Source organism: Nonomuraea longispora (genome assembly GCF_004348345.1).
GTDB lineage: Bacteria > Actinomycetota > Actinomycetes > Streptosporangiales > Streptosporangiaceae > Nonomuraea > Nonomuraea longispora.
The window spans coordinates 1-22,576 of the sequence record NZ_SMJZ01000081.1 but is presented as its reverse complement, the minus strand read 5'-3'; the positions used below and the strand labels follow the sequence as shown (position 1 = coordinate 22,576).

The window sequence follows — 22,576 nt, the reverse complement described above, 5'->3', positions numbered from 1 at the left end:
TTCCCGGCCACCCGGCATTTGTCGATCATGAAAAGAGCGGCCGGATGGATTCGCTCGTCGTCGAGTTGCCCGGCCGCGCCCCCGCTCGCGGCACACACGGTGCGCCCACCGCGGCGACCCCGGGGGCTGTGAAGCCGACGGCGAGTCTATTGAGCAAGGGTGGCACGCGTGACGTCCAGGACTGCCATGGACGAACGCCGTCCGAGGCCCCGGTTCGTGACAGGCCTGGCCGGGTGATCAATTTACCTACCAGGATTTTCTCGCATCGTCAGGTGGACAACGCATGCCGATGTCCTGTAGATGTCCGGCGATGGCCCTGGACCGGAAGTGTTTCAACAACGGATACTGCCATCCGCCGGGGCGCTGGTTGTGGCTAAGAAGTCACCCGATGTCGTTTCAGCGGTTCACCCCGGCGGCACGAGATACCGTACAGAAGTCGGAGACCAAGTGACACACGTGTTGATCGTGGGCGGAGGCCCCACGGGCCTGACGCTGGCTGTGGAGCTTGCTCGCAGGAATGTCGACTTCCGCCTTGTGGAAAGATCCCCGCAGCCCGCCGCCGGCGTGCGCGCCAAAGTACTGCAGCCGCGAACGCTTGAGATCTTCGACGACCTCGGGATCATTGACGAGATCCTGGCCACGGGGGGTGAATATCCCCCCATGCGGGCCTACCAGGCCGACCGCGTGGTGTGGGAGGGCCGGATGGATCGGGTCCGGCAAGCGACCCCGGACATGCCGTATCCGAATACGATTGTACAGCCGCAATGGCGCACAGAGAGTATCCTGCGCGCCCGGCTGGCCGAGCTAGGACACCACGTCGAGTTCGGCGCCGAACTGACGGACTTTGTCCAGGACACCTCACATGTGACCGCCACATTGAGCACGGGGGAAACGCTCGAATGCGCCTATCTGGTGGGCGCGGACGGGGGACGCAGTTTTGTGCGCAAGCGACTGGGAATCGGGTTCGCCGGGCACACGAACACGCACGAGCACATCCTCCTGGCCGACGTGAAAACTCGTGATCTTGACCGCGAGCACTATCACATGTGGGCGAGAGAAGACCAGGACAAGCATCTGTCCCTGTGTCCGTTGCCGCACACGGACATCTTTCAAGCCATCATCGCTTATGAAGACTCTGAGTCTTTGGCTGCCGTGATGGCCGCTTACGCGCCGCATATTCGCGTGGGCGAGATCCTCTGGTGGTCAGAATATCGGGTCAACGTCCGCTTGGCGGATCGGTTCCGGGTAGGGAGAGTGTTCCTGGCAGGGGATGCGGCACATGTGCACTCTCCGGCCGGTGCCCAGGGGCTCAACACCGGTGTCCAGGACGCCTACAACCTGGGATGGAAGCTGACCGTCGGAACGCCGGCGCTGCTGGACACCTACGAGATCGAGCGCAGACCGGTGGCCGCAGACATTCTCGAGCTCAGCTCCCGCCTGCACCGTGACAAGAACGCCGTGCTCGGTGCGGCGACCGATCAACTCCGTTTGGCCTACCCTGACAGCCCTCTGTCGGTCGGTGAACGCGGAGGTCAACGCCTGGGCAGGCACTTCGCCGAGCAACGAGGCACCGGGTTCCTCCTGCTGGGCGACACCGACCGAGATTATGGGATGCGGGTGATCCCTCCCTTGCCGGACGAGCACGGCGTGACACTCGTACGTCCCGACGGCTATGTCGCTTACCACGGGGAGGAAACAGAACTGGCGACCTTTCTCGCCCGGTTCGGCTTGGCCACCCCTGCTTCCGACAGATCAGGTTGATTCTCATGACGAGCCGCACGCCACCCAACTCGCACCTGGCCTGTATGACGCGGCTCGTCCTAAGGGTCCAGTCACGCATATCGTCCTTGACCTGCCGGATCAGGGCTTGGTCGGCGGTGTCGCCGGGCCAGGACCAGCAGCGGACCGGGATACCGTCCCTCGTGACGGCCATGCCGATCACAATCTGCGGGAGATCGTCGCGCGAATCCTTGGACTCGCCATAGGTCCGGAACCCGGCTTCGTTGCCGGTGTCCTGCCCGTCGGTGGTCTTCTCGCCCCGCTCGTCGCGGCTGACCGGCCCGTCGGCCTCCCTGAGCTCGAAGTAGGTGCTGGCGGAGTCGAAGAACAACAGGTCGACCTCAAGGTTGAGCAGGTTCGCGACCTCGTCGAACACCTGCTTCTCCAACTCGTCACGGACGTCGTGCAGCCAGTCCACTGAACGGTCAGGCGGGCTGGTCCCTGTCCGACGGGAGCCAGATCTGCAGGGTGCCCGGGTCGAACGGAACCGACACGTGCTCGTGGGTGATCAGCCACCTGCCGTGGGATCGCCGCAGGCACGTGGTCGCGCGTACCCATATCGAGGACTGTTCGCCGCCCTTACGTTTTCCGGTGTCCAGGAGCAGCATATGAGCGAATGCGGCGTCGCCGCTCGTGACCACGGTCAGTTCGTGAGTCTCCAGGCTGATCAGGCCCTCGTAACCGTCGAACCAGCGCAAGAAATTGTCGCGCACTGCTTCGGTGCCCCGGAACCGAAGCGGAGGAACGGCGTCGTAATAGACGATTCCGGGCGAATAAAGGGGCATCAGCCGATCGATGTCCTTGTTCTCGCAGGCTGCGGTCCGGTTCTCCAAAAGGGTCCTGATCTCGGACTCGTTCGAGGTCATTGTGCATCCTCCGCTCAAGAATTCGACCTTGGCCGGCTCGTCCGGCGACGGTCTTGGTGGTTTCACTGATCCGACAACGCAGCTTCGGGAAATGTGAGGTGCCGCGGCGATCGCAGGGAGGTGACCGCACACCTGGACCGGCGCCTTCTCCCAGAACCGTTCGGAGTTGAGCACCTCGAGCACCCGGCGGGATTCCTCGGGCGAGAGCTGCGCCGGATGCGAGTCACACCAGTCTGCCGGGCACGGCATGGATCGGGTTGGGCATGGTCAGGCTGCCGTCGGCGGTGCGGTGGGTGACCGACAATGTCCGATGCCAGAGGGTGACGACCAGCGGCGTCGACCACCCGGTCACGGGACGCCGGCGTGGACGCCACGAGCCGGGTCCAGCGTCGATCGCGCCCTCGCGACGCGCCGGATCCGCCGGTCCTGGCGTCTGGTGCTCAGCGGTACAGCTCCTCGATGTCGGCCGCGAAGTCCTTGTGGACCATGGCACGCTTGACCTTCATGGTCGGGGTCAGATATCCGTTCTGCTCGGTCAGGTCGACCGGAAGTATCCGGAACCTGCGGATCGACTCGGCCCGGCGCTGGTGCTGTCGATCAACCCCGAGGGAGAGCTGCGGATGAGTGCCAACCCGCACGCCAACGGGGGCCTGCTCACCGTCGACCTGGACCTGCCCGATTTCCGCGACTACGCGGCGCCGGTGAAGGCGCCGGGCCGGGACCGGCTCGAGTCGACCCGCAAGCTCGGCGAGTTCATGCGCGACACCTACGAACGCAACCCGGACCGGTTCCGGCTCTTCTGCCCCGACGAGACCAAGAGCAACCGGCTCGGGGCGGGGTTCGAGGCGTCCGACCGGGCGTTCGCGGAGCGCGCGACCGAGGAAGATGTCGCGATATCGCGGGACGGCCGGGTGATGGAGGTGCTCTCGGAGCACGCCTGCCACGGCTGGCTCGAGGGATACACGCTGACCGGCCGGCACGGCTGGTTCGCCACCTACGAGGCGTTCGCCATGGTGTCGGCCTCGCAGACCGTGCAGCATGCGAAATGGCTGCAGGAAGCGCATGACCTGGCCTGGCGGGCGCCGGTGCCGAGCCTGAACATTCTGCTGACCTCGACCGCCTGGCGCCAGGACCACAACGGCTTCAGCCACCAGGGGCCCGGCCTGATCCAGAACGTGATCACCCACCGCGGCACGATCAGCGGGGTCTACCTGCCGCCGGACGCGAACACGCTGCTGCCGGTGGCCGACCACTGCATGCGGTCGCGGTCGCGCGTGAACCTTGCGCAACCGGGCGTCCCGGTACCACCTGGTGATCGACGCGCTGAACGCCACGCGGCGGACCCCGGCCGGGGCGAGCGAGCTGAAGGCGTGGTGTGAGCAGCAGCTCCTCCGCCACGAGCGGTACGTGGTCGAGCACCTGCAGGACATGCCGGAGGTGCGGTATTGGTCGCTGGGCGACTGGGCAGAGCAGGGTTAAGCACGGTGGGCCGGTCTCGCGGAGGAGGGCATGAGGGTCTCGCCTGTGGTCGAGTACCGCGGTGACTCTGCCTGCGGAAAAACTCCGTCCGTGCAGTTCAAGCGGGCGAACCTCACCGTGGCGCCGACGCAGAGTTGCCGTTCCACCAAGGTGATCTGTTGCCGCAGGGCAAGGATCTCGACACCCTTGTCTCGATCTTCCAGCGGCAGCGGCCGTAGTGCGGGAGACACCAAACCTTTGCTTCCGGCATTGGGGAAGCGGGTGGAGCACGGGGGATTTTCGGGGCGAGGCTAATGAGACCGTCGATGTCTTCCCCTGGCAGGAAGGCAGCACTCTGGGGAGATCACTGATGGTAGGCAAGGCCCGTCTGGCTCTGCTCGTCGTGCTGGGCGTGGGAGTTGTGGCGCTGAGTGCCGCCGCGCTGGGAGAGATGATGCCGGCACGAGATGGCGCGCCGGTCGGTGCCGTGATCAAGAACACCAAGGGCCAGACCGTCGGCTCGCTTCAGGTGGAGAACGCCGGAAACGGCAAGTCCAAGATCACCGTTGGGGTGAAGAACTTGCCGACCGGCTATCACGGATTTCACGTTCACACCAAGGGCGTCTGTGATCCACAGGCCACAGACCCGGCTACGGGCAGCCCCTTCTTTAGCGCCGGCGGACACTTCGACCTCGGCTCGCACCTCCATGACCACCACAGCGGAGACCTCCCTAACCTGCTTGTCGGCGCGGATGGCACCGGCACCGCCTCGGTGGTGACCGATCGCTTCCGGGTGGAACAGCTATTCGACAGTGACGGCAGTGCCATCATGATCCACGCGATGGCCGACAATCACGCGAATATCCCGGACCGCTACCGGAACGCGGAGGGCGAGGAAGGGCCCGACGCCGAAACCCTGAACGCGGGCGACTCGGGCGGGCGCATCGCCTGTGGCGTGATCACCAGAAGCTAGGGCGCGCCTCAAAGCCGATCAACAGCGTGTCGTAGTCGGCGGCGGCCCGCCGCCGGGCGTGTCCGAACAAGGCCAGCGCCACCGCCGCCAGCTCAGGCCCGTCAGCACCACCAGAAAAGACAGGGCGTAGGCGCCGAGCGCGTTGAGGATGCGTACCCACACCAGCGTCCTGGCCGCCACCGGCAAAGATCTCAGCATGCGCGCTCCCCCCGAATCGGCGGCGCGTCATCCTGGCACAAGCTACCGACAGAACGCCCCTTACCTGGCATTACCTGTGCGTCAGGAGAACGGCATGGTGATCGGTGCCGGCCGGGCCGTCCGGGTCGGCATGCATCGTCGCCGCACGAAGCCGCGGCAGCTCATGGATCAGCCGGTGCTCGGCCTCCACGGCCACGCCGTGCGCCTCGATGAGCGAGGCGTCATGACGCACGCCGATCTCGACCTCGGCCCGCAGCGCGTGACCGACCCAGCGCAGCCGTACCGCGCCGACCCGCTCCACACCCGGCACCGCCGCCAGGATCTCCTCCGCCTGGCTGATCAGCTTGGGGTCTACCGCGTCCATCAGCCGGTGGTAGATCTCGCGGGCGGCATCGCGCAGCACGAAGCAGATGGCCACGGTGATCAGCAGGCCCACGATGGGGTCGGCCAGCGGGAACCCGATCGCCGCCCCACCGGCCCCCAGCAGCACCGCCAGCGACGTGAAGCCGTCAGTGCGAGCGTGCAGACCGTCGGCCACCAGCGCCGCCGAGCCGATCTCCCGGCCCACCCTGATCCGGTAGCGGGCGACCCACTCGTTGCCCAGGAACCCGATTACACCGGCGGCGGCCACCAGGCCCAGCGCCCGCATGTCGGCCGGGTCAATCAGCCGCTTGACCGCCTCATAACCGGCCAGCGCCGCCGACGCCCCGATCAACAGCACGATGACGACCCCGGCCAGGTCCTCCGCCCTGCCGTAACCGTAGGTGAAGCGGCGCGTGGCCGCCCGCCGCCCCAGCGAGAAGGCGATCGCCAGTGGCACCGCGGTCAGCGCGTCGGCGAAGTTGTGCAGCGTATCGCCCAGCAGCGCCACCGACCCTGACAGCGACACGATGACCGCCTGCACCAGCGCGGTCGCGATCAGCACGGCGAACGAGATGGCCAGCACGCGCATACCCCGGCTGCTGGACTCCAGCGCGGTGTCGGTCTTGTCCGCGCTGTCATGGCTGTGCGGGGTGATGACATGGCGGAGCTTCGACAGCAACCGCATGCCCCGGACCTGTTCGTGCCCATGACTGTGACCGTGCCCATGTCCATGACCGTGCTGCGGGGGATCAACCTCAGCCATCGCGTACCTCTCGCTTGCCTTTGACCCAATTGCCGGGATTATATGTAGTCATGTATGCACGCGGCAATCAATCAGGTGCGTCACAGCCGCAAGAGCAACCGACAAGCGCGCAGGTCGACACGGCCGTCGACGCCTTCCGGATGCTCAGCGACGGCACCCGGCTACGCCTGATGTGGCTGCTGTCCAGCGGCGAGTACGACGTCAGCAGCCTGTCGACCGCCATCGGCGTCGCCCGGCCCTCGGTCTCCCAGCACCTGGCCAAACTCCGCCTGGCCGGGCTCGTGCAGACCCGGCGCGACGGCCGCCGCGTGCTCTACCGAGCCCGCGACGCCCACGTCCGGGCCATCATCAACGAGGCCCTCTTCCATGCCGACCACGAGGTCTCCGGCATCCCGAGACACGACTGATGCCCGTTGCCGCAATCGCCTGTCGTGAAAGGACCGCTCATCTCCTGCCCGCTGCGATCTCTACCGAACGCTCATAAGCATGCGAGGAGCTCCGTTTACCAGGCGAATGCTAGTCAGAAGCGGCTTGCTCCACAAAGGCGAACTGGCTTGCGCGAAGTGCATGAGCAACCTTCATCTCGAGCGGATGCCCCTGCTTTTTATTCGCATCCGCCATCGCGGTCACCTTCAACGAGTTCCAGAGCGGGAATGCTGCGGTGGCGTTCGGACCCGCCGTCGAGCTAACAATCGTGTTGGCGCCAGGCACGTCGGCGCGGCCGAGCACGGGATCGCCTCGGCTGCGCCGGGATGTTCACCCGCCTAACTTGTTCTTCATCGTCTGGATTGTTGGAGTGCTGCGAGGGTGCGGCCGCGTTTGACGGTCTTGCCGACGTCGTGGCGGGGCGCGGGCCGGCGGTTGGGGATGCCGGGTGAGCGCCCCGGGCCGGGGCTGGAGGGTTTGGGTGCACCGGCCGGTTGGGCGAGGAGCGGGCGGAGGCTCCGAAACCCGCGCCGGACGCGGGCGGGTGCGAGCCGCCCCGGGCGGGCCGGTTTCTCCCACGGGTGACGCAGGTCCTTAATCCCTCCGGAACCGAGACAGCACTCTGGAAGACTCGACACCAGCGACATCATTCAGCAGACTCACCCTCACGGCCTTTAGCGATCAGTAGCGACTCGATACCGCACATGATCACTCAAGGCCGTCTCGCTGTCCGCGAAACGATCAAACCCCGCTCTGCGCAACAACTCGGAGGACGAAGAACAAGCTTAGAGGGTGCCTCAGATCCTCAGAAAATGATCACCGAGGAAAACCCGAAGGCTTTTTTGCCCGGTATGGTCGCGTTCGCGATCAGGAGTATGGAGGGTCGTCGCTCGGCGGAAGTGGCAGCAGGCAGGTCAGTACGGTGGTCAACGCTCGTTCGACCGTCTCGGCGTCAACCGCCTCGGGATCGGCGATGTGCTCGTTGACCAGGCCGTTGGTCAGACAGTGCAGAATGAGCGCGGCCTGGTCCAAATCGATGGTGGGGCGGACGCCGGTACGCTCAGCGACTTCGGCGATCGAGCGGGCGGCTCCTTCGCGCTGTGCCCGGCGCATCGGAGTGAGAACCTCCCTGATCTGCCCGTCGCGGGCAGCGCGGGCAGCGAACTCGAGCCCGAGGTGGCCGTGGCCGCTGTCTTGCACGATGTGCCGGGCGACCAGCGACGCCACTCGGCCGATCACCGCGGACAGGTCGTCGAGGTCGCGGATCTCCTCCCGCACGGTGGCCAGTTCGGTCGCGGCGCCGTCGCCGAGGATGGCGCCGAACAGTTCCTGCTTGCCGCCGAAGTTCGAGTAGACGGCACCCTTGGTGAAGCCGGCGCCTGCTGCGATGTCCTCGATGCGGGCGTCGGCGTAGCCGCGTTCGGTGAACACCCGCGCCGCCTCGGCCAGCAGCCGACGGCGTACCTCCTCACGCGGCAGGCGCCGGCTCGGGTTCCTCTGCTGATCGCCGTTCACGACACCTAGCATACCGGAAGTACTCAATACTTTCGGTATCGTACGTCGTGACTTGATCACCTTTCGGTTGCGGAGGACTCTTTGACGACAGCGACGGCGACGTCCAGGCGAGGTGGCGGGCGCCAAAACTACATCGACTGGTTGCGTAACCTGGGCATCCTATTCCTTTTCCCCTACCACACGGCGCGGGTGTTCAACGACGATGCCTCGTTCTATGTCAAGGGCGAGGTGAACACCTTTTCCACCGTGCTGGTGCAGCTGTCCTACTGGTTCATGCCGCTGCTGTTCCTGCTGGCCGGCTCAGCCAGCTTCTACGCGCTCAAACGCAGGTCGGCGGGGCGCTACGTCAGCGAGCGAGCGTCCAGGCTGCTGGTGCCGCTGCTGTTCGGCGTGCTGGTCATCGTTCCGCCGCAGGCGTACTACGCCCTGCGGTTCCACCGCGGCTACGAGGGCTCCTACGCCGCCTTTCTGTGGAGGTACTTCACCGACTTCTCCGACTGGTCAGAGTACGAGGGCGGGGTCTCACCGGCGCACCTGTGGTTCATCCTGTTCCTCTTCCTCATCTCGGCCGCGCTCGTCCAGCCGATGCTGGCTCTGGCCAGGCGGGGATACACGCCGAGGTGGTTGCGGCGGCCCCTGCCCGCCCTGTTGCCCGTCGCGCTGCTGACCGCGCTGTCGTACCTGCCTGAGGTGGGCGGGAAGAACATCTTCGTCTTCGCGGCCTACTTCATGCTGGGCTTCCTTATCGCCACCGACGACTCGATCATGGACATGGTCGAGCGGTGGCGGCCGATGTTCCTGGCGCTGGCAGTGTGCGGGGCCGCGGGGGTTCTTCTGCTCGGCGGCCAGGAGACCCTGCCGGCCACGGCCGTACGCGACCTTGCCTGCTGGACGGCGTTGCTGTCCATGCTCGGGTACGGCAGGCGACACCTCAACGGCGGGTCCAAGGCCGTGACGTACTGCAACGAGGCGGCCTTCCCCATGTACGTCCTGCACCAGACGTTCCTGGTCGCCGCAGGCTTCTACGTTCTACAGCACGCCGAGGCCGGGCCCTTGTCGTACGTGCTGATCATGATCGTATCGTTCGCGCTGAGCTTGATCACCTACGAGATCATGCGGCGCTGGGGCCTCACCAGATTCATCCTCGGCCTCGGCCGGCAGAAGCCGTCGGCCGTCGTCGGGTCCGGCTCAGCAGGCGGCGCGGTCCGCCCAAGCTAGATCGCGTTCCGCGCACCTCCGAACCTCAGCGGCTCTCCCCCCGAAGTGTGGACACCTTGAGTGCCGGATGACGGACATCCGGAGGCAAGGAGCTCCACGTGGCGATGAAGTCGTCTCCGCCGGAGTTCAAGAGGCGGACGCCGTCGCGTTGTACCTGTCTGGCCCGAGCCGGACGTACGCGTCGGTTGGCCGGGACCTGGGCGTGCACCCCGAGACGCTGCGCCTGCGGGTGCGTGGGGCCCGCGCGAACGGCACCGCCGGAGCCAAGAAGAAGGGGGCCGGTCAAGGAGCCGGCCAGCGGGCCGCTATCGACCGACGACGTGCTGGAAGCCGAGAACAAGCAGCTCAAAGCCCGGATCCAGGAACTGGAGCCGGGCTGGGTCACCCAGCCCGCGTATCGCCCGCCGCGGGATCGAGTCCAGTCAGCGGCTGGGACGCCATCGTGGGGTGGTGGAGCGCACCGTCTCCTGGCTTGCCGGTTGCCGCCGTTTACACCGGCGCCACGAGCGCCGAGCCGACCACTTCGCGTCCTTCGTCGCCATCGCCGCCGCCCTCGTTTGCTATCGCCAACTCACCAAATGAGTCACCGTCTCAATCCGTAGGTTCCGGGTTCGAGCCCCGGCGCCGGTGCTGCACGGCGACATCGACGAAGGTACCGAGCTGGATCGGCGTCCACACCATCACGGGCGAGGGCCGCAGTTCGAGGCTACTGCTCCACGTAGGCGGCGAGATTCGTCAGGGAAGAGGCGAGCAGCCTGCGCGCTCGCTGACGGCAGGCCCTGGAAGCCTCCAGGCGACGGACGCCCTGCCGCCAGCGCTGTCCTCACGGGAACAGAAAGCCGATGGCCAGGACGGCGATCAGGGTGCCCAGCGCGATGGCCGAGCGGAGCCGCTGCCGTCTCGCGCACGAGCCAGCCGAGTTCGGCTGTTTGCCGTGGCCGCGCAAGTGCGGAGGCGATGCCCTTCGTGGCGAGGGTGACTACACACATGTATAGTGAAATATCCGATTGTGTAGGAGTGTGATGATGGCCAGGATCGAGGCAGACCTGGAAGATCTGACGGCCCGCGCCCGCATCAGGGACGCCGCGCTGCGGCAGATCGGTGAGCACGGGTTCGAAAGGGCGACGATCCGCGGCATCGCCGACGCTGCGGGGGTCTCCTCGGGGCTGGTGCGCCACCACTTCGGCTCCAAACAGGCGCTGCGGGAGGCGTGCGACGACTATCTCCTCAAGGAGATGCGCCGGCTGGGCGACGAGACACGCGCCGACTCCACGCCTGCCGACGTGAACCCGGTCGGCTCCGCGCTGGCCGCGTTCGGGCCGTACCAGCGGTATCTCGCGCGGGCCCTGGCCGAGGGGTGGGCGGCGCCGCTGTTCGACGAAATGGTCCAGGTGTACGAGGAATGGCTGGCGGAGGTCGACAAGTCTCGCCCTGATCCCCCGTACGCCAGTCGCAAGGCCCGCGCGACCGTCGCTACCGCGATGAGTCTGGTCGTGCCGGTGTTGTACCAGCACGTCTCCCGCGGGCTGGGCGTCGACCTGGCCACCCCGGAGGGCGCGCACCTACTCGCGCTGGTCCTCCTCGACATCCACTCCCACCCGGTGCTCACTCCGGAGATGGCCGCCTCGCTGCGCGAGGCCCTCGAAAAGATCCACGACAAGACACCCCAACCACGCTTTTAGGAGTGCGATATGACTGAGGGCGCCATCGAGCTCCCCTGGACGGCGCGTACCACCCGCCCCGGCCTCTTCGATCCGCCGCAGATCATGGCCACGCTCAGGAGCGAGCGCCCGCTCCGGCCCATGACCTTCGCCGACGGCCATCAGGGCTGGCTGGCCACCGGCTATGACGTGGTCAAGGCCATCCTCGCCGACAGCCGCTTCAGCATCCGGCGCGAGGTGGCCCACCCGCCGGTCACGATGCCCAACGCCGGCGCGCAGGCCATGTTCACCGCGCCGCCGCCGCCCGGGATGTTCGTCCGCATGGACCCGCCGGAGCACACCCGCTACCGCAAGCTTCTGGTCGGCGAGTTCACCGTGCGCAGAATGCGGCGGCTCGAGGCCAGGATCGCCGAGGTGACCCGGGACTGCCTGGACGACATGGAGCGGTCGGGGCCACCCGCCGACCTGGTCACCGCCCTGTGCGTTCCCGTCCCCGCGCTGCTCATCTGCGAGTTGCTCGGCATCCCCGAATCCACCCTCCCCGTGTTCCGGCAGGCCGCGGCCACCGCGCTCGACGGGGAGTCGACCCAGGAGCAGATCCAGCAGGCGTACGCGACCATGCTCGGCGTCTTCCCGCCGCTGATCGCGGACAAGCGTGACAACCCCACCGGTGACGTCTACAGCGGTCTGGTCAACCACGGTGGCCTATCGGACGAGGAGCTCACCTCCATCGGGCTGTTGCTGTTCGCGGCCGGGTACGAGTCGACCTCCGGCATGCTGGCGCTGGGGGCGTTCGCGCTGCTTGAGCACCCCGGCCAGCTGCAGGCGTTGCGCCGCGACCCGAGCCTGGCCGACAACGCCGTCGAAGAGCTGCTGCGTTTCCTGACCGGGCCCAGCGGCATGCTGCGCACGGCGCTGGAGGATGTGGAGATCGGCGGCGAGCTGATCAGGGCGGGTCAGACCGTCGAGCTGCTCGTCGGCGCCGCCAACCACGACCCGGCCCGCTTCGAACGCCCCGGCGAATTCGACATCACCAGGCCGGCCCAAGGACATCTCACCTTCGGGCACGGCATCCACCAGTGCCTGGGCCAGCAACTGGCCCGGGTAGAGCTGCGCGCGGCGCTGCCCGCGCTCTTCGACCGGTTCCCCGGCCTGCGCCTCGCAGTGCCCGCACAGGAGATTCCCATGAAAGACGACTCGGCCTTCTTCGGCCCCAAGAGCCTCCCGGTGGAGTGGTGAGCCGCCCCGTGACCGCCATCATGACCCGCGACCTGGTCAAGACCTACGGCCCGACCCGGGCGCTGGACGGGCTCGACCTCACCGTGAACACCGGCGAGATCCATGGCTTCCTCGGCCCCAACGGGGCGGGCAAGTCCACCACCATCCGGATCCTGCTCGGCCTGGTGCGCGCCGACTCCGGCCGCGCCGAGCTGCTCGGCGGTGACCCGTGGGCGGACGCCACAGTGCTGCACCGGCGGCTGGCGTACGTGCCGGGCGACGTCGAGCTGTGGCCGAACCTCACCGGCGGCGAGGCCATCGACCTGCTCGGCCGCCTGCGCGGCGGGCTCGACGAGGCCCGCCGCGCAGAGCTGATCGAGCGCTTCCAACTCGACCCCACCAAGAAGGGCCGCACCTACTCCAAGGGAAACCGGCAGAAGGTGGCGCTCGTGGCCGCGTTCGCCGCCGACGTGGAGCTGCTCATCCTCGACGAGCCGACTTCGGGTCTCGACCCGCTCATGGAGGCCATCTTCCAGGAGATCGTCGCTGAGACGAACGCGGCCGGCCGTACCATCCTGCTGTCGAGCCACATCCTCTCCCAGGTGGAGAAGCTGGCCGACCGGGTCAGCATCATCAGACAGGGCAAGATCGTACAGGCGGGCACGCTGGCCGAGCTGCGCCACCTCACCCGCACCACGGTTGAAGCCCTGACCGCCGCGCCGGTCAGCGGCCTGGCCGCGCTCCCCGGGGTCCACAACGCCGAAACCGAGCACGGGCAGGTGCGGTTCAGCGTGGACGCCGAGCACCTGGACGGCGCCATCAAGCATCTGAGCGCCTTCGGCATCCGTGCGCTGACCAGCCATCCCCCCACTCTGGAGGAGCTCATGCTGCGCCACTACGGCAACGGAGCAGCCGCGTGACCGCCGCCACGGTAGGCCGCCGCACGGCCGACTCGCCTGGCGGCGGCCTGACCGGCACCAGGGCGATGCTGCGGCTGGCACTGCGCCGGGACCGCGTCAAGTTGCCCACGTGGACGCTCGGTATCACCCTGTTCCTCCCATATTTCGCCAGCGTGGCGACCGCCACGAACTCGACGCCCGAAACCCTGCGCGCCAGCGCGGAGATGCTGGACGTCCCCATGCTGCGGCTGTTTTCCGGACCCATGTTCGGCATGGAGAACCCCACGGTCCTGAAATATCTCGTCAACGCCTACTTCCCGGAGTTTCTGCTGGGCGCGGCGCTGATGAGCATGCTGACAATCGCCCGGCACACCCGCGCCGAGGAACAAAGCGGCCGGGCCGAGCTGGTGCGCGCCGCGGTCGTCGGCCGGCAGGCCGCACTCACGGCCGCGCTCCTCGTCGCCGTCCTCACCAACGTGGTGCTAGCCCTGCTGATGGCCGCGGCGGGAGTGGGCGTCGGGATGGCCCCAGGCGACGCGCTACTGCTCGGCGCGGCCACGGCCGCGATGGGGCTCGTCTTCGCCGCGGTCACGTCGGTGACCGTGCAGCTCACCGAGCACTCCAGGGCCGCGGTCGGGATCGCGGGCGCGGTGCTGGCCGTCGTGTGGCTGCTCCGCGCAGTGGGCGCCGTCCAAGACAGTCAAGGCGGCTGGCTGACGTGGCTCTCCCCGATGGGGTGGGCGCAGCTCACCCGGGTAGCGGATGACGGGCGCTGGTGGCCACTGGCCCTGGCGGTACTGCTCAGCACGGCTCTGACCGCGGTCGCGTACGCGCTGTCGGCGCGACGGGACCTCGGCGCCGGGCTGGTGGCCTCGCGCCCCGGCCGCGCGCGGGCGGCCCGCGGGCTGCGTTCACCACTCGGACTGGCGTTCCGGCTCCAGCGCGCGTCCATCCTGTGGTGGGGTGGGTCCTTGATCACGGCCGGTCTGGTGTTCGGCGGGCTCGCCGGCACGATGCGCGAGGGCGTGGCCGGGGAGATCCTCGGCGGCGAGCCGGACGTGGTAAGCGCCTACCTGAGCCTCATGGGGGTCGGGATGTCTTTCCTCGTCGGAGTCTTCACGGTCCAGGCGACGACCCGGCTACGGACGGAGGAGAACCGCGGGCGGGTGGCGCCACTGCTGGCCACCCCGACCGGTCGATGGGCGTGGCTGGGCTCGTCACTCCTGGCCACGGGGCTCGCCGCCGTCGCGCTGCTGATGGTGTCCGGCCTGTCCATGGCTGCCGGCACGGCTCTGGCGCTCGGCGACGTCGCCCGCGCGGGAGCGGCGGCCGCCGCCGTGATCGCCCGCACCCCGGAGATCCTCTTCCTACTGGGCATCGCCGCCACACTGTTCGGGCTCGCGCCCAGGGCCGTCGCCCTGGGCTGGGCCGTGCTCGCGCTCGGCGCGATGATCCGCTTCTGGGGCGCGGACCTGCCGGACTGGGTACGGGGGTTGTCCCCGTTCGACCACATTCCCCGGATGCCGGTCGAGGACTTCCGCCTCACCCCGCTGGTGATGCTCACCGTGCTCGCGGCGGGCCTGCTTCTCATCGGCCTGTACGGCTTCCGCAGCCGCGATCTGAACGGCACATAGGCCCCAACGGCGCCGTCTCTACGGCTTGGAGCATGGATAAGGCGGAGCCCGTCTTCGACACCTGACGGCCTGGGCGGGCAACGTACTGGCCCATGAGGCCCTGATCCTCGTGGTTGAGGATGTGGCAGTGGTCCCGCTGGGAGGGCGCCAGCGGCGGGATGGCCAGCCGGTTGACGAACCGGATCTTTCCGGCGGTGTCCAGGACCGCGCCTGCCCACCACCATCCGACGCCGCCGAGGGTGGCGGCGGCGGTGGCGGGCACAGCGATGAGCCCGGCCTTCAGAAGGGTGCGGCGCTTCACGCGGCGACCACCGTGACGGTGCCGGCGCCGCCGGCCACGATCATCTGGTAGCCCGGCGCGTCGCCGTCGTGGGTGGCCTGGGTGAGGCCTCCGCTGACGGCGCCGTACCACTGGTCGTCCAGCCTCAGCTTGGTGGCGGCCCGCGCGAACTCCACCCGGACCGGCACGCCGGCGGGGCGCTCGACGCGCAGATCCTCGACCGAGGCCAGCCGGATCACGCGGGTCCGGGCCGGACGGTCCGGAAGGTCGGTCACACGAGTCGGTCGGCTGTGGCCCGCATCAGCAGGTAGGGGATCATCCGTCTGTGCACCGGTGCGACAAGCACCCAGACCATCCACCCTGTCCTGCGAAGGTACGCGATGTCGGTGGTCAGCGTGAGGGCATCATCCGACACTCGAAACAGCAGGTGCGCGTTCATCAGTGGTGAGCTGAGCCCGAGGCGGATCGTGGCGCTGTCAAAGGCTGCGACGTGCCACCCCAGAATGTGATGGGCAGACGACAGAGGGCGGCGGAGACGTAGGCCAAGAAAAGCGCGCCAGCCGAGAAGCAGGAACCAACGGACCGGCGGTGGCGCGTCCTGTAACACCGCCCGGGCCCACTGCTCGGGTGATCGCGTCTCGCTGATGGTGACTTCGAAGGCGTCCTCATAATCGGCTGCCCCTGTCGCGGGGATCCGCCGCACTCGATACCGCTTTCGCACATCCCCTCCTTGCTGAACACGTGTACATTAGAAGCGTTATTGAACACGCGTCAAGTAAGCTGGCGACCATGAGCGAGGGAAGACGACGGCTGACCCCGCACGAGCGGCGCAGCCAACTGCTCGACGTCGGCGCCGAGATGTTCGCTCGTCACTCTTACGAGGATGTGCACATGGAGGGCATCGCGGCACGTGCCGGCGTATCCCGTGGGCTCCTGTACCGCTACTTCTCCACCAAGCGCGACCTGTTCGCAGCGATCTTCGAGCGCGACAGCGAGCGGCTGCTGGCCTCCAGCCCGATCGATCCCGCGTTGCCAATGGCCGAGCAGGTGAAGGCGGGGCTCGACGCCCACCTGGACTACTTCGCCACACACCGCAACAACATCCTCACAGCCAACCGCGGCGCACTGGCCGGTGATCCGGCCGTCCAGGAGATCATCTCCGACGAGCTCGCCACTCTCCGCGCCCGCCTTCTCGATGCGCTGGGTGGCCATGGCCGCAACAGGCACGTAACGTCGATCGCGCTGCATGGCTGGCTGGCGTTCGTCCGAGCCGTATGCGTCGAATGGCTGGAGGGCTCGCCGCTGTCGCGGGACGAGATACGCGAACTGTGCATCCGCAACCTCGCCAGCCTCTTCCCCGAGCACATCGAGCCGGTGGCGGCTCCATCCGAACGAACATGCACCGGGTAGGTCCAGGCCTGCCGCAATAGGCGACGATGCCACGCCAGCAACGTCGCCGGGGTGACCAGACGATGAGCGCGCAGCACCGCCGGCAACCACCGGGCCAGCGCCGCGAGAGAGGAATGCCGTGCTGGCCATGGACTTCTCCAGCCCGAGGGCCAGCATGATCTCGGTAACGTGCCGGTTCATCGTGACCGCCCGCTGCGGAGCCCGCTCGTACGTGGTGTCGCTCCGCAGTTCGTTGCACGGCATGCCGACCACCGTCCTCTCTTGGGGGGATCCGCCCCAACCTCTTCGAGCAGGCGACCGCGTGAGTCTCCTGGCTCTCGGGTCGCCGCTCGCCCCGGCCTTCCCATCCTTACGGACAGGTGCACGCGTGGGGATCCCTCACCGATCACAGTGGCGGGACCGTGCGGGATTCACACCGGCCTCCTCGTTCCGCCGTCGCCTACGTCGGGCATCGACTCATATGCGCACCTTGCCCGGTGGCTGCTGGGGTGCATTGACGCGAACGGGAGGAAAGGATACGTTCCGGTAGATTTCACGGTTGTCCAAGGGAAATCCGGTGAGATGCCGGTGCGGACGCGCCACTGTATCCGGGACGTGGATCCCGGGAGCCAGGTCGCTTGGCAACCGTGACCTCGTATGGGACGCGTCACCCGAGGAGGCTCGTATGAGTGGTTTGACCACTCCGTCCATCATTCCCTTCCCACGCCTGCGCCCCTGGCTGCTGGCGGTGCCTGTGCTGCTGCTCGTCGCTTACCTGGTCCTGATGGACAATGGCGCGGTCTCCCAGACGGGCGCCTTCCTGCACGAGCTGATGCACGACGGGCGGCATCTGCTCGGCGTGCCCTGTCACTAGGGGGCCGGGATGGTACGCACTTTCCTGGTCAGAGGTCTGCTCGTGGGACTGCTGGCCGGACTGGTCGCGGGCGGATTCGCCTTCGCCTTCGGGGAGCCGCGCGTCGACGCGGCGATCGCCCTGGAGGAGGCCGCGGCCCAGGCCGAGGCACCGGAGCCCGCCGCCGCTGAGGAAGCCGGGCACAGCCACGGCGACGAGGCCGAGGTCAGCAGGCCGGCGCAGAAGGCCGGGCTCTTCCTCGCCACCGGACTCTACGGGCTGGCCGTGGGCGGAGTGTTCGCGCTCGTGTTCACGGGCCTGCGAGGACGGGTGGGACCGCGCTCCGACGGGCTGCTGGCGCTCGCCGCGGCCGGAACGGCCTTCGTCGCGGTCATCCTCGTGCCCTTCGTGAAGTATCCGGCCAACCCGCCGGCAGTGGGTGACCCCGAGACGATCAACAGCCGTACGGTGCTCTACCTCGTGATGATCCTCGTCGGGCTGGCGGCGACGGCGATCGCCGTGGCCACCGCCCGCCGGGTCACCGCGGATCCGTGGGCCCGCTGGGTGGCGGCGGTCATCGGCTTTCTCGTCCCCGTGGGTGGGGCCTGGGCGCTGCTGCCGACGGTCGACGAGGTGGCCGACGGCTTCCCCGCCACGCTGTTGTGGGAGTTCAGGCTCGTTTCGATCGGCACCCAGCTCGTCTTCTGGGCGGCCTTCGGCGTGCTGTTCGGCTGGGCGAGCGAGCGGGCGGCGCAGCGTACGAACGGCGTTCCGGTGAGCGCCGCCGCGCCGAGCTGAGCGGGGTGCTGTTCGTCCGGCACGCCACGACGCCCGGCATGCGCGCCGCGCGCTTTCCGGCCGACGAGGACGCCGACACGGCGGATCTGGCCAGAGCCGCCGCGCTCAGCCCGGCGGTCGCCGGAGTGGTGGCGTGGGCCGCTCCTGCCCCCGCGGCACTGCAGACCGCCGCCGCCCTCGGGCTGGACGCGCGGGTCGTCCCGGCGCTCGCGGAGGCGGACTGCGGCCGATGGCGCGGCCTGCCGTACGAGCGAGTCGCGCGGGAGGAGCCGGACGAGCTGGCGAGCTGGCTCGCCGACCCGCACGCGGCTCCGCACGGCGGCGAGAGCCGGGCCGCACGCGCGGTCAGGGTGGCGGCCTGGCTCGACTCCGTCCGGGAGGAACCCGGCGGGGTCGTCGTGTGCGACGCGGGCGCCATTCGGGCCGTGCTCGGGCACGCCCTGGGGCTGGACCCGTCGAGTGCCGGCCGCTTCGATCTGGCTCCTCTGTCCACCACTGAGCTGGCCGTCACGCGGGAGGGCTGGCGGGTGGCTCATGTCAACCGGAAGGTTCTGTTTTGATCGTCACCTACCCGTTCAGCGCCGTCGTCGGGCTTGCTGACCTGAAGCTGGCGCTGGTGCTCAACGCGGTCTCGCCCCGGGTGGGCGGGGTGCTCGTACGCGGTGAGAAGGGCACCGCGAAGTCCACGATCGTGCGTGCGCTGGCGGCCCAGCTACCCGCCGTGGACGTGGTGCCCGGCTGCCGGTTCGCCTGCGATCCGGGCGCGCCCGACTCCGAATGCCCGGACGGACCCCACGAGCCCGGCGCCGGTGGCGTGAGCCGCCCGGCCGTGCTGGTGGAGCTGCCGGTGGGGGCGTCGGAGGACCGCCTGGCCGGCTCGCTCGACGTGGAACGGGCGCTGACGGAGGGAGTGAAGGCGTTCGAGCCGGGCCTGCTGGCGGCCGCGCATCGCGGCGTACTGTACGTCGACGAGGTGAACCTGCTGCACGACCACCTCGTCGACCTCCTCCTCGACGCGGCCGCCCTGGGCAGGTGCTACGTGGAGCGCGAGTCGGTGTCGGTCCGGCACGCCGCCCGGTTCCTGCTGGTCGGCACCATGAATCCGGAGGAAGGCGAGCTGCGTCCGCAACTCCTGGACAGGTTCGGGCTGACGGTCGAGGTGAAGGCGTCCCGCGACCCTGAGGAACGCGCGGAGGTCATCCGCCGGCGGCTGGCTTTCGACGCCGACGCGGAGGCGTTCGCGGCGCGCTGGGCGGAGGAAGAGTCGGCGCTGGCGGACCGGATCGCGGGCGCGCGGGCCCGGGTGCCGGGCGTGCGGTTGCCGGACGCCCGGCTGAGGCAGATCGCGACGGTGTGCGCGGCGTTCGAGGTCGACGGGCTGCGGGCCGACCTGGTCACGGCCAACGCCGCCCTTGCCCACGCCGCCTGGCAGGGTCGGGACACGGTGACCACCGAGGACGTGCGGGCGGCGGCCCGCCTGTCGCTGCCGCACCGGCGGCGGCGCGACCCGTTCGACGCGCCGGGGCTGGACGAGGCTCTGCTCGACGAGCTGCTGGAGCGTACGTCGCAGGACGACGGGCCAGGCGACGGCGGCCCCGACGGCGAAGGTCCCGCCGGGCCGCCACCGGGCGGAAGCGACGGGCCGCCGTCAGGCGGTACGGACGGGAGCGAGCCCCCGCCGCCGTCGAAGGGGAATGGGGGACCGCTCTCGGGGAGCCCCGAGGACGCCGGGGAGGCGCCCGGGACGCCTGCCCGCGACGGACGCCTGGACGACGAGCGGCCGGACGATGGGCAAGCCGACAGCGGCCTTCCGGACGACGGGCGGCCGGACGCGGGGGGCACCGGTGTGCGGGTGGCCGCTGCAGGGGCTCCGCACCGGGTGCCGCTGCTGGAGGTGCCGGGGATCGGCGAGGGAGCGGCCGGTCGGCGGTCGCGCTCACGGACCCGGCACGGCCGGGGCACGGGGGCCCGCCGTCCCTCCGGCCAGCTGCGCGACCTGCACGTGACGGCGACGATGCTGGCCGCGGCGCCGCACCAGCGCGGGCGCGGGCGCACCGGCCCCGGACTGGTGCTGCGTGCGGACGATCTGCGCGAAGTGGTGCGCGAAGGCCGGGAGGGCAACCTCGTGCTGTTCGTGGTGGACGCGAGCGGCTCGATGGCGGCGCGCAAGCGGATGAGCGCGGTCAAGGCTGCTGTGCTGAGCCTGCTGCTGGACGCCTATCAGCGGCGCGACAAGGTCGGCCTGATCACGTTCCGGGGTGCGGGCGCGGAGGTGGCGCTGCCTCCGACCTCGTCGGTGGAGGCGGGCGCGGCGCGGTTGCGTTCGCTGCCGACCGGCGGGCGCACCCCGCTGGCGGCGGGGCTGATGCGCGCGGCGGACGTGTTGCGCGTGGAGCGGCTGCGTGACCCGGCCAGGCGTCCGCTGCTGGTGCTGGTGACCGACGGGCGCGTCACGGCGGGTGGAGACGTGGACCCGGCGGCCTCCCTGCTGGAGGGCACGGCCTGCGTGGTCGTGGACTGCGAGAGCGGGCCGGTCCGGCTCGGTCTGGCGGTCAGGCTGGCGTCCCGGTTGCGGGCACGGCTCGTCTCCCTCGATGCGCTGGCCGAGCTCGGCGGCCTCGTACGTGACTACAGGAAGGCGGTCTGAGATGCCGCAGGGAAAGCCCTCGGTCGTCCCCGACGACGGTCTGACCACCCGGCAGCGGCGTACCAGGCCGCTGCTGATCGTCCACACCGGCCCCGGCAAGGGCAAGTCGACAGCCGCCTTCGGGATGGCGCTGCGGGCCTGGAACCAGGGCTGGCCGGTCGGGGTGTTCCAGTTCGTGAAGTCGGCCAAGTGGCGCATCGGCGAGGAGCGGGCCCTCAAGGTGCTCGGCGACAGCGGCGAGGGCGGCTCGGTCACCTGGCACAAGATGGGTGAGGGCTGGTCGTGGATCCAGCGCCCCGGCTCGGAGGAGGATCATGCGGCCGACGCCCGGGAGGGGTGGGAGCAGATCAAGCGCGATCTCGCGGCCGAGACGTACCGCTTCTACGTGCTGGACGAGTTCACGTACCCGCTGAAGTGGGGCTGGCTGGACCTGGACGACGTGCTGGAGACGCTCACCGGCAGGCCGGGCGGCCAGCATGTGGTGGTCACGGGCAGGGACGCCCCCGACCGGCTGGTCGAGGTCGCCGATCTGGTGACGGAGATGGGCAAGGTACGTCATCCCATGGACGCCGGGCAGAAGGGCCAGAAGGGCATCGAGTGGTAGTGCCTCGGCTGGTCGTCGCGGCGCCGTCGTCGGGCAGCGGCAAGACCACGGTGGCCACCGGGCTGATGGCGGCACTGCGGGCCCGCGGCCTCAAGGTCTCGCCGCACAAAGTGGGGCCCGACTACATCGATCCCGGCTATCACGCGCTGGCCACTGGGCGTCCTGGCCGCAACCTGGATCCGTGGCTGGTGGGCGAGGAACGCGTCGCGCCGCTGTTCCTGCACGGGGCGGCAGGGTGCGACGTGGCTGTGGTCGAGGGTGTGATGGGGCTGTTCGACGGCAGGGGTGACACGGACTTCGCCTCGACCGCGCACGTCGTCAGGCTGCTGGACGCCCCGGTGGTCCTGGTCGTGGACGCGGCCCGGCAGAGCCGGTCGGTGGCGGCCGTGGTGCATGGATTCGTCACGTTCGACCCTCGGGTACGGGTCGCCGGCGTGGTGCTGAATCAGGTGGGCTCCGACCGGCACGAAGTGCTGTGCCGCGCCGCGCTCGCGTCGGCGGGGGTGCCGGTGCTGGGCGCGATCCGCCGTGACGACGCCGTCTCGACGCCGTCCAGGCATCTGGGTCTGGTGCCCGCTGCCGAGCGCGAAGCGGCGGCGGTGGCCGCGGTGGACCGGCTGGGCGCGCTGGTGGCCCGCTCGTGCGACCTCGACGCGCTGGTACGGCTGGCGCGATCGGCCCCGCCGCTGGACGCGGCGCCATGGGAGCCGGAGCCGGGTGCCGCCGGGCCCGGGCCGGTGGTGGCCGTGGCGGGCGGAGCGGCGTTCACCTTCGGCTACGCCGAGCATGTTGAGCTGCTGCGGGCGGCCGGCGCGAAGGTCGCGGTGTTCGACCCCTTGCGTGACGAGAAGCTGCCTGACGGGACCGCGGCGCTGGTCGTCGGCGGCGGGTTCCCCGAGATGTACGCCGCCGAGCTGGCCGCCAACGCGCCGCTGCGCGAGCAGGTGGCGGCCTTCCGCGGGCCGATCGCGGCCGAGTGCGCCGGGCTGATCTACCTGTGCGAGGAACTGGACGGGCAGCGCATGTGCGGGCGG

General features: G+C 69.1%; 26 protein-coding genes, 2 pseudogenes and 1 riboswitch. Of the genes and pseudogenes, 18 read left to right on the top strand and 10 right to left on the bottom strand.

Going from position 1 to position 22,576, the window contains the following annotated elements:
* Positions 1-447 precede the first annotated feature (447 nt).
* Positions 448-1,761 (top strand): FAD-dependent monooxygenase, encoded by a 1,314-nt coding sequence (locus E1267_RS21590; RefSeq protein WP_220449603.1) that lies wholly within the window; start codon positions 448-450, stop codon positions 1,759-1,761.
* 61 nt (positions 1,762-1,822) lie between these two features.
* On the opposite strand, the pseudogene E1267_RS47955 reads toward E1267_RS21590, so the two are convergent.
* From E1267_RS47955 to E1267_RS45710, 4 genes and pseudogenes are all read right to left on the bottom strand, one after another.
* Positions 1,823-2,203 (bottom strand): annotated as a pseudogene (locus E1267_RS47955) (IS1634 family transposase); the annotation flags it as partial.
* Between the two features lies 1 nt (position 2,204).
* Entirely contained in the window at positions 2,205-2,828 is a 624-nt protein-coding gene (locus tag E1267_RS21580) for a YybH family protein (protein ID WP_220449602.1), read from the bottom strand.
* A 40-nt stretch (positions 2,829-2,868) separates the two neighbouring features.
* Positions 2,869-2,997 (bottom strand): hypothetical protein, encoded by a 129-nt coding sequence (locus E1267_RS47345; RefSeq protein ID WP_281283677.1) that lies wholly within the window; start codon positions 2,995-2,997, stop codon positions 2,869-2,871.
* Between the two features lie 88 nt (positions 2,998-3,085).
* The gene (locus E1267_RS45710) at positions 3,086-3,283 is read right to left on the bottom strand and encodes a hypothetical protein (protein WP_220449601.1); all 198 of its coding nucleotides are present in this window, start codon (positions 3,281-3,283) and stop codon (positions 3,086-3,088) included.
* Between E1267_RS45710 and E1267_RS45705 the strand changes: the two genes are divergently transcribed.
* The 3 genes from E1267_RS45705 (at position 3,266) to E1267_RS21565 (ending at position 5,076) form a co-directional block, all read left to right on the top strand.
* Positions 3,266-4,024 (top strand): phosphoketolase family protein, encoded by a 759-nt coding sequence (locus tag E1267_RS45705; RefSeq protein ID WP_220449600.1) that lies wholly within the window; start codon positions 3,266-3,268, stop codon positions 4,022-4,024. The two genes, E1267_RS45710 and E1267_RS45705, sit on opposite strands and share 18 nt — an antisense overlap.
* Positions 3,957-4,124, top strand: a complete 168-nt coding sequence (locus E1267_RS46525) for a hypothetical protein (RefSeq protein WP_246064115.1) — start codon at positions 3,957-3,959, stop codon at positions 4,122-4,124. Before E1267_RS45705 ends, E1267_RS46525 begins: the two co-directional genes overlap by 68 nt.
* Positions 4,125-4,473: 349 nt before the next feature.
* Complete coding sequence (locus tag E1267_RS21565; protein ID WP_132334398.1) at positions 4,474-5,076, top strand: superoxide dismutase family protein; 603 nt, start codon at positions 4,474-4,476, stop codon at positions 5,074-5,076.
* 18 nt (positions 5,077-5,094) lie between these two features.
* Here E1267_RS21565 and E1267_RS21560 read toward each other — a convergent pair whose 3' ends face one another.
* Together E1267_RS21560 and E1267_RS21555 are read right to left on the bottom strand one after the other, a co-directional pair.
* Positions 5,095-5,274: a hypothetical protein gene (locus E1267_RS21560; protein ID WP_132334397.1), complete on the bottom strand. Its 180-nt coding sequence runs from the start codon at positions 5,272-5,274 to the stop codon at positions 5,095-5,097.
* 70 nt (positions 5,275-5,344) lie between these two features.
* Positions 5,345-6,322: a cation diffusion facilitator family transporter gene (locus tag E1267_RS21555; RefSeq protein WP_220449599.1), complete on the bottom strand. Its 978-nt coding sequence runs from the start codon at positions 6,320-6,322 to the stop codon at positions 5,345-5,347.
* A 128-nt stretch (positions 6,323-6,450) separates the two neighbouring features.
* On the opposite strand from E1267_RS21555, the gene E1267_RS21550 reads away from it, so the two are divergent.
* Complete coding sequence (locus E1267_RS21550) at positions 6,451-6,807, top strand: ArsR/SmtB family transcription factor (protein WP_132334395.1); 357 nt, start codon at positions 6,451-6,453, stop codon at positions 6,805-6,807.
* A gap of 109 nt (positions 6,808-6,916) precedes the next feature.
* Here the strand turns inward: E1267_RS21550 and E1267_RS21545 are convergent, their stop codons facing one another.
* Both E1267_RS21545 and E1267_RS21535 read right to left on the bottom strand, forming a co-directional pair.
* Entirely contained in the window at positions 6,917-7,129 is a 213-nt protein-coding gene (locus E1267_RS21545; protein ID WP_132334394.1) for a hypothetical protein, read from the bottom strand.
* A gap of 564 nt (positions 7,130-7,693) precedes the next feature.
* Positions 7,694-8,341 carry a TetR/AcrR family transcriptional regulator gene (locus tag E1267_RS21535; protein WP_220449598.1) on the bottom strand — a complete coding sequence of 216 codons (648 nt, stop codon included), beginning with the start codon at positions 8,339-8,341 and terminating at the stop codon, positions 7,694-7,696.
* 81 nt (positions 8,342-8,422) lie between these two features.
* Between E1267_RS21535 and E1267_RS21530 the strand changes: the two genes are divergently transcribed.
* From E1267_RS21530 to E1267_RS21505, 6 genes and pseudogenes are all read left to right on the top strand, one after another.
* The gene (locus tag E1267_RS21530; RefSeq protein ID WP_132334392.1) at positions 8,423-9,559 is read left to right on the top strand and encodes an acyltransferase family protein; all 1,137 of its coding nucleotides are present in this window, start codon (positions 8,423-8,425) and stop codon (positions 9,557-9,559) included.
* Between the two features lie 390 nt (positions 9,560-9,949).
* Positions 9,950-10,141 (top strand): annotated as a pseudogene (locus E1267_RS21525) (transposase); the annotation flags it as partial.
* 440 nt (positions 10,142-10,581) lie between these two features.
* A complete protein-coding gene (locus E1267_RS21520) occupies positions 10,582-11,241 on the top strand; it encodes a TetR/AcrR family transcriptional regulator (RefSeq protein WP_246064112.1) in 660 nt (219 codons plus the stop codon).
* A gap of 9 nt (positions 11,242-11,250) precedes the next feature.
* A complete protein-coding gene (locus E1267_RS21515) occupies positions 11,251-12,459 on the top strand; it encodes a cytochrome P450 (RefSeq protein WP_132334391.1) in 1,209 nt (402 codons plus the stop codon).
* A gap of 20 nt (positions 12,460-12,479) precedes the next feature.
* On the top strand, positions 12,480-13,358 hold the full coding sequence (locus E1267_RS21510; protein WP_132334412.1) for an ABC transporter ATP-binding protein: 879 nt from the start codon (positions 12,480-12,482) through the stop codon (positions 13,356-13,358).
* Positions 13,355-14,971, top strand: coding sequence for an ABC transporter permease (locus E1267_RS21505; protein ID WP_132334390.1), 1,617 nt, complete (start codon positions 13,355-13,357; stop codon positions 14,969-14,971). The genes E1267_RS21510 and E1267_RS21505 overlap by 4 nt, the downstream gene beginning before the upstream one ends.
* A 297-nt stretch (positions 14,972-15,268) precedes the next feature.
* On the opposite strand, the gene E1267_RS21500 is transcribed toward E1267_RS21505, so the two are convergent.
* Both E1267_RS21500 and E1267_RS21495 read right to left on the bottom strand, forming a co-directional pair.
* The gene (locus E1267_RS21500; RefSeq protein ID WP_132334389.1) at positions 15,269-15,526 is read right to left on the bottom strand and encodes a hypothetical protein; all 258 of its coding nucleotides are present in this window, start codon (positions 15,524-15,526) and stop codon (positions 15,269-15,271) included.
* Positions 15,523-15,972 carry a DUF2867 domain-containing protein gene (locus E1267_RS21495; RefSeq protein ID WP_132334388.1) on the bottom strand — a complete coding sequence of 150 codons (450 nt, stop codon included), beginning with the start codon at positions 15,970-15,972 and terminating at the stop codon, positions 15,523-15,525. Before E1267_RS21495 ends, E1267_RS21500 begins: the two co-directional genes overlap by 4 nt.
* Positions 15,973-16,040: 68 nt before the next feature.
* Here E1267_RS21495 and E1267_RS21490 point away from each other — a divergent pair, with 68 nt between their 5' ends.
* The 7 genes from E1267_RS21490 to E1267_RS21455 form a co-directional block, all read left to right on the top strand.
* Positions 16,041-16,661 (top strand): TetR/AcrR family transcriptional regulator, encoded by a 621-nt coding sequence (locus E1267_RS21490; RefSeq protein ID WP_132334387.1) that lies wholly within the window; start codon positions 16,041-16,043, stop codon positions 16,659-16,661.
* A 287-nt stretch (positions 16,662-16,948) separates the two neighbouring features.
* A riboswitch (cobalamin riboswitch) is annotated at positions 16,949-17,123 on the bottom strand.
* A 202-nt stretch (positions 17,124-17,325) separates the two neighbouring features.
* Complete coding sequence (locus E1267_RS21480; RefSeq protein WP_132334386.1) at positions 17,326-17,514, top strand: CbtB domain-containing protein; 189 nt, start codon at positions 17,326-17,328, stop codon at positions 17,512-17,514.
* A gap of 9 nt (positions 17,515-17,523) precedes the next feature.
* Positions 17,524-18,291, top strand: coding sequence for a CbtA family protein (locus E1267_RS21475; protein WP_132334385.1), 768 nt, complete (start codon positions 17,524-17,526; stop codon positions 18,289-18,291).
* A 5-nt stretch (positions 18,292-18,296) separates the two neighbouring features.
* On the top strand, positions 18,297-18,851 hold the full coding sequence (locus E1267_RS21470) for a histidine phosphatase family protein (protein WP_132334384.1): 555 nt from the start codon (positions 18,297-18,299) through the stop codon (positions 18,849-18,851).
* Complete coding sequence (locus tag E1267_RS21465) at positions 18,848-20,938, top strand: magnesium chelatase subunit D family protein (protein ID WP_132334383.1); 2,091 nt, start codon at positions 18,848-18,850, stop codon at positions 20,936-20,938. Before E1267_RS21470 ends, E1267_RS21465 begins: the two co-directional genes overlap by 4 nt.
* A 1-nt stretch (position 20,939) precedes the next feature.
* Complete coding sequence (gene cobO, locus E1267_RS21460; protein WP_132334382.1) at positions 20,940-21,542, top strand: cob(I)yrinic acid a,c-diamide adenosyltransferase; 603 nt, start codon at positions 20,940-20,942, stop codon at positions 21,540-21,542.
* A gap of 8 nt (positions 21,543-21,550) precedes the next feature.
* Positions 21,551-22,576 (top strand): cobyrinic acid a,c-diamide synthase CobB (locus E1267_RS21455; RefSeq protein ID WP_220449604.1); only part of this gene is annotated, 1,026 nt, incomplete at its 3' end.

Bases quoted from the DNA above. Each gene is read 5' to 3' on its own strand.
- E1267_RS45705 (WP_220449600.1), top strand. From the start codon at position 3,266: ATGAGTGCCAACCCGCACGCCAACGGGGGCCTGCTCACCGTCGACCTG.
- E1267_RS21565 (WP_132334398.1), top strand. From the start codon at position 4,474: ATGGTAGGCAAGGCCCGTCTGGCTCTGCTCGTCGTGCTGGGCGTGGGA.
- E1267_RS21560 (WP_132334397.1), bottom strand. From the start codon at position 5,274: ATGCTGAGATCTTTGCCGGTGGCGGCCAGGACGCTGGTGTGGGTACGC.
- E1267_RS21555 (WP_220449599.1), bottom strand. From the start codon at position 6,322: ATGCGGTTGCTGTCGAAGCTCCGCCATGTCATCACCCCGCACAGCCAT.
- E1267_RS21550 (WP_132334395.1), top strand. From the start codon at position 6,451: ATGTATGCACGCGGCAATCAATCAGGTGCGTCACAGCCGCAAGAGCAA.
- E1267_RS21520 (WP_246064112.1), top strand. From the start codon at position 10,582: ATGATGGCCAGGATCGAGGCAGACCTGGAAGATCTGACGGCCCGCGCC.
- E1267_RS21515 (WP_132334391.1), top strand. From the start codon at position 11,251: ATGACTGAGGGCGCCATCGAGCTCCCCTGGACGGCGCGTACCACCCGC.
- E1267_RS21510 (WP_132334412.1), top strand. From the start codon at position 12,480: ATGACCCGCGACCTGGTCAAGACCTACGGCCCGACCCGGGCGCTGGAC.
- E1267_RS21490 (WP_132334387.1), top strand. From the start codon at position 16,041: ATGAGCGAGGGAAGACGACGGCTGACCCCGCACGAGCGGCGCAGCCAA.
- E1267_RS21480 (WP_132334386.1), top strand. From the start codon at position 17,326: ATGAGTGGTTTGACCACTCCGTCCATCATTCCCTTCCCACGCCTGCGC.
- E1267_RS21475 (WP_132334385.1), top strand. From the start codon at position 17,524: ATGGTACGCACTTTCCTGGTCAGAGGTCTGCTCGTGGGACTGCTGGCC.
- cobO (WP_132334382.1), top strand. From the start codon at position 20,940: ATGCCGCAGGGAAAGCCCTCGGTCGTCCCCGACGACGGTCTGACCACC.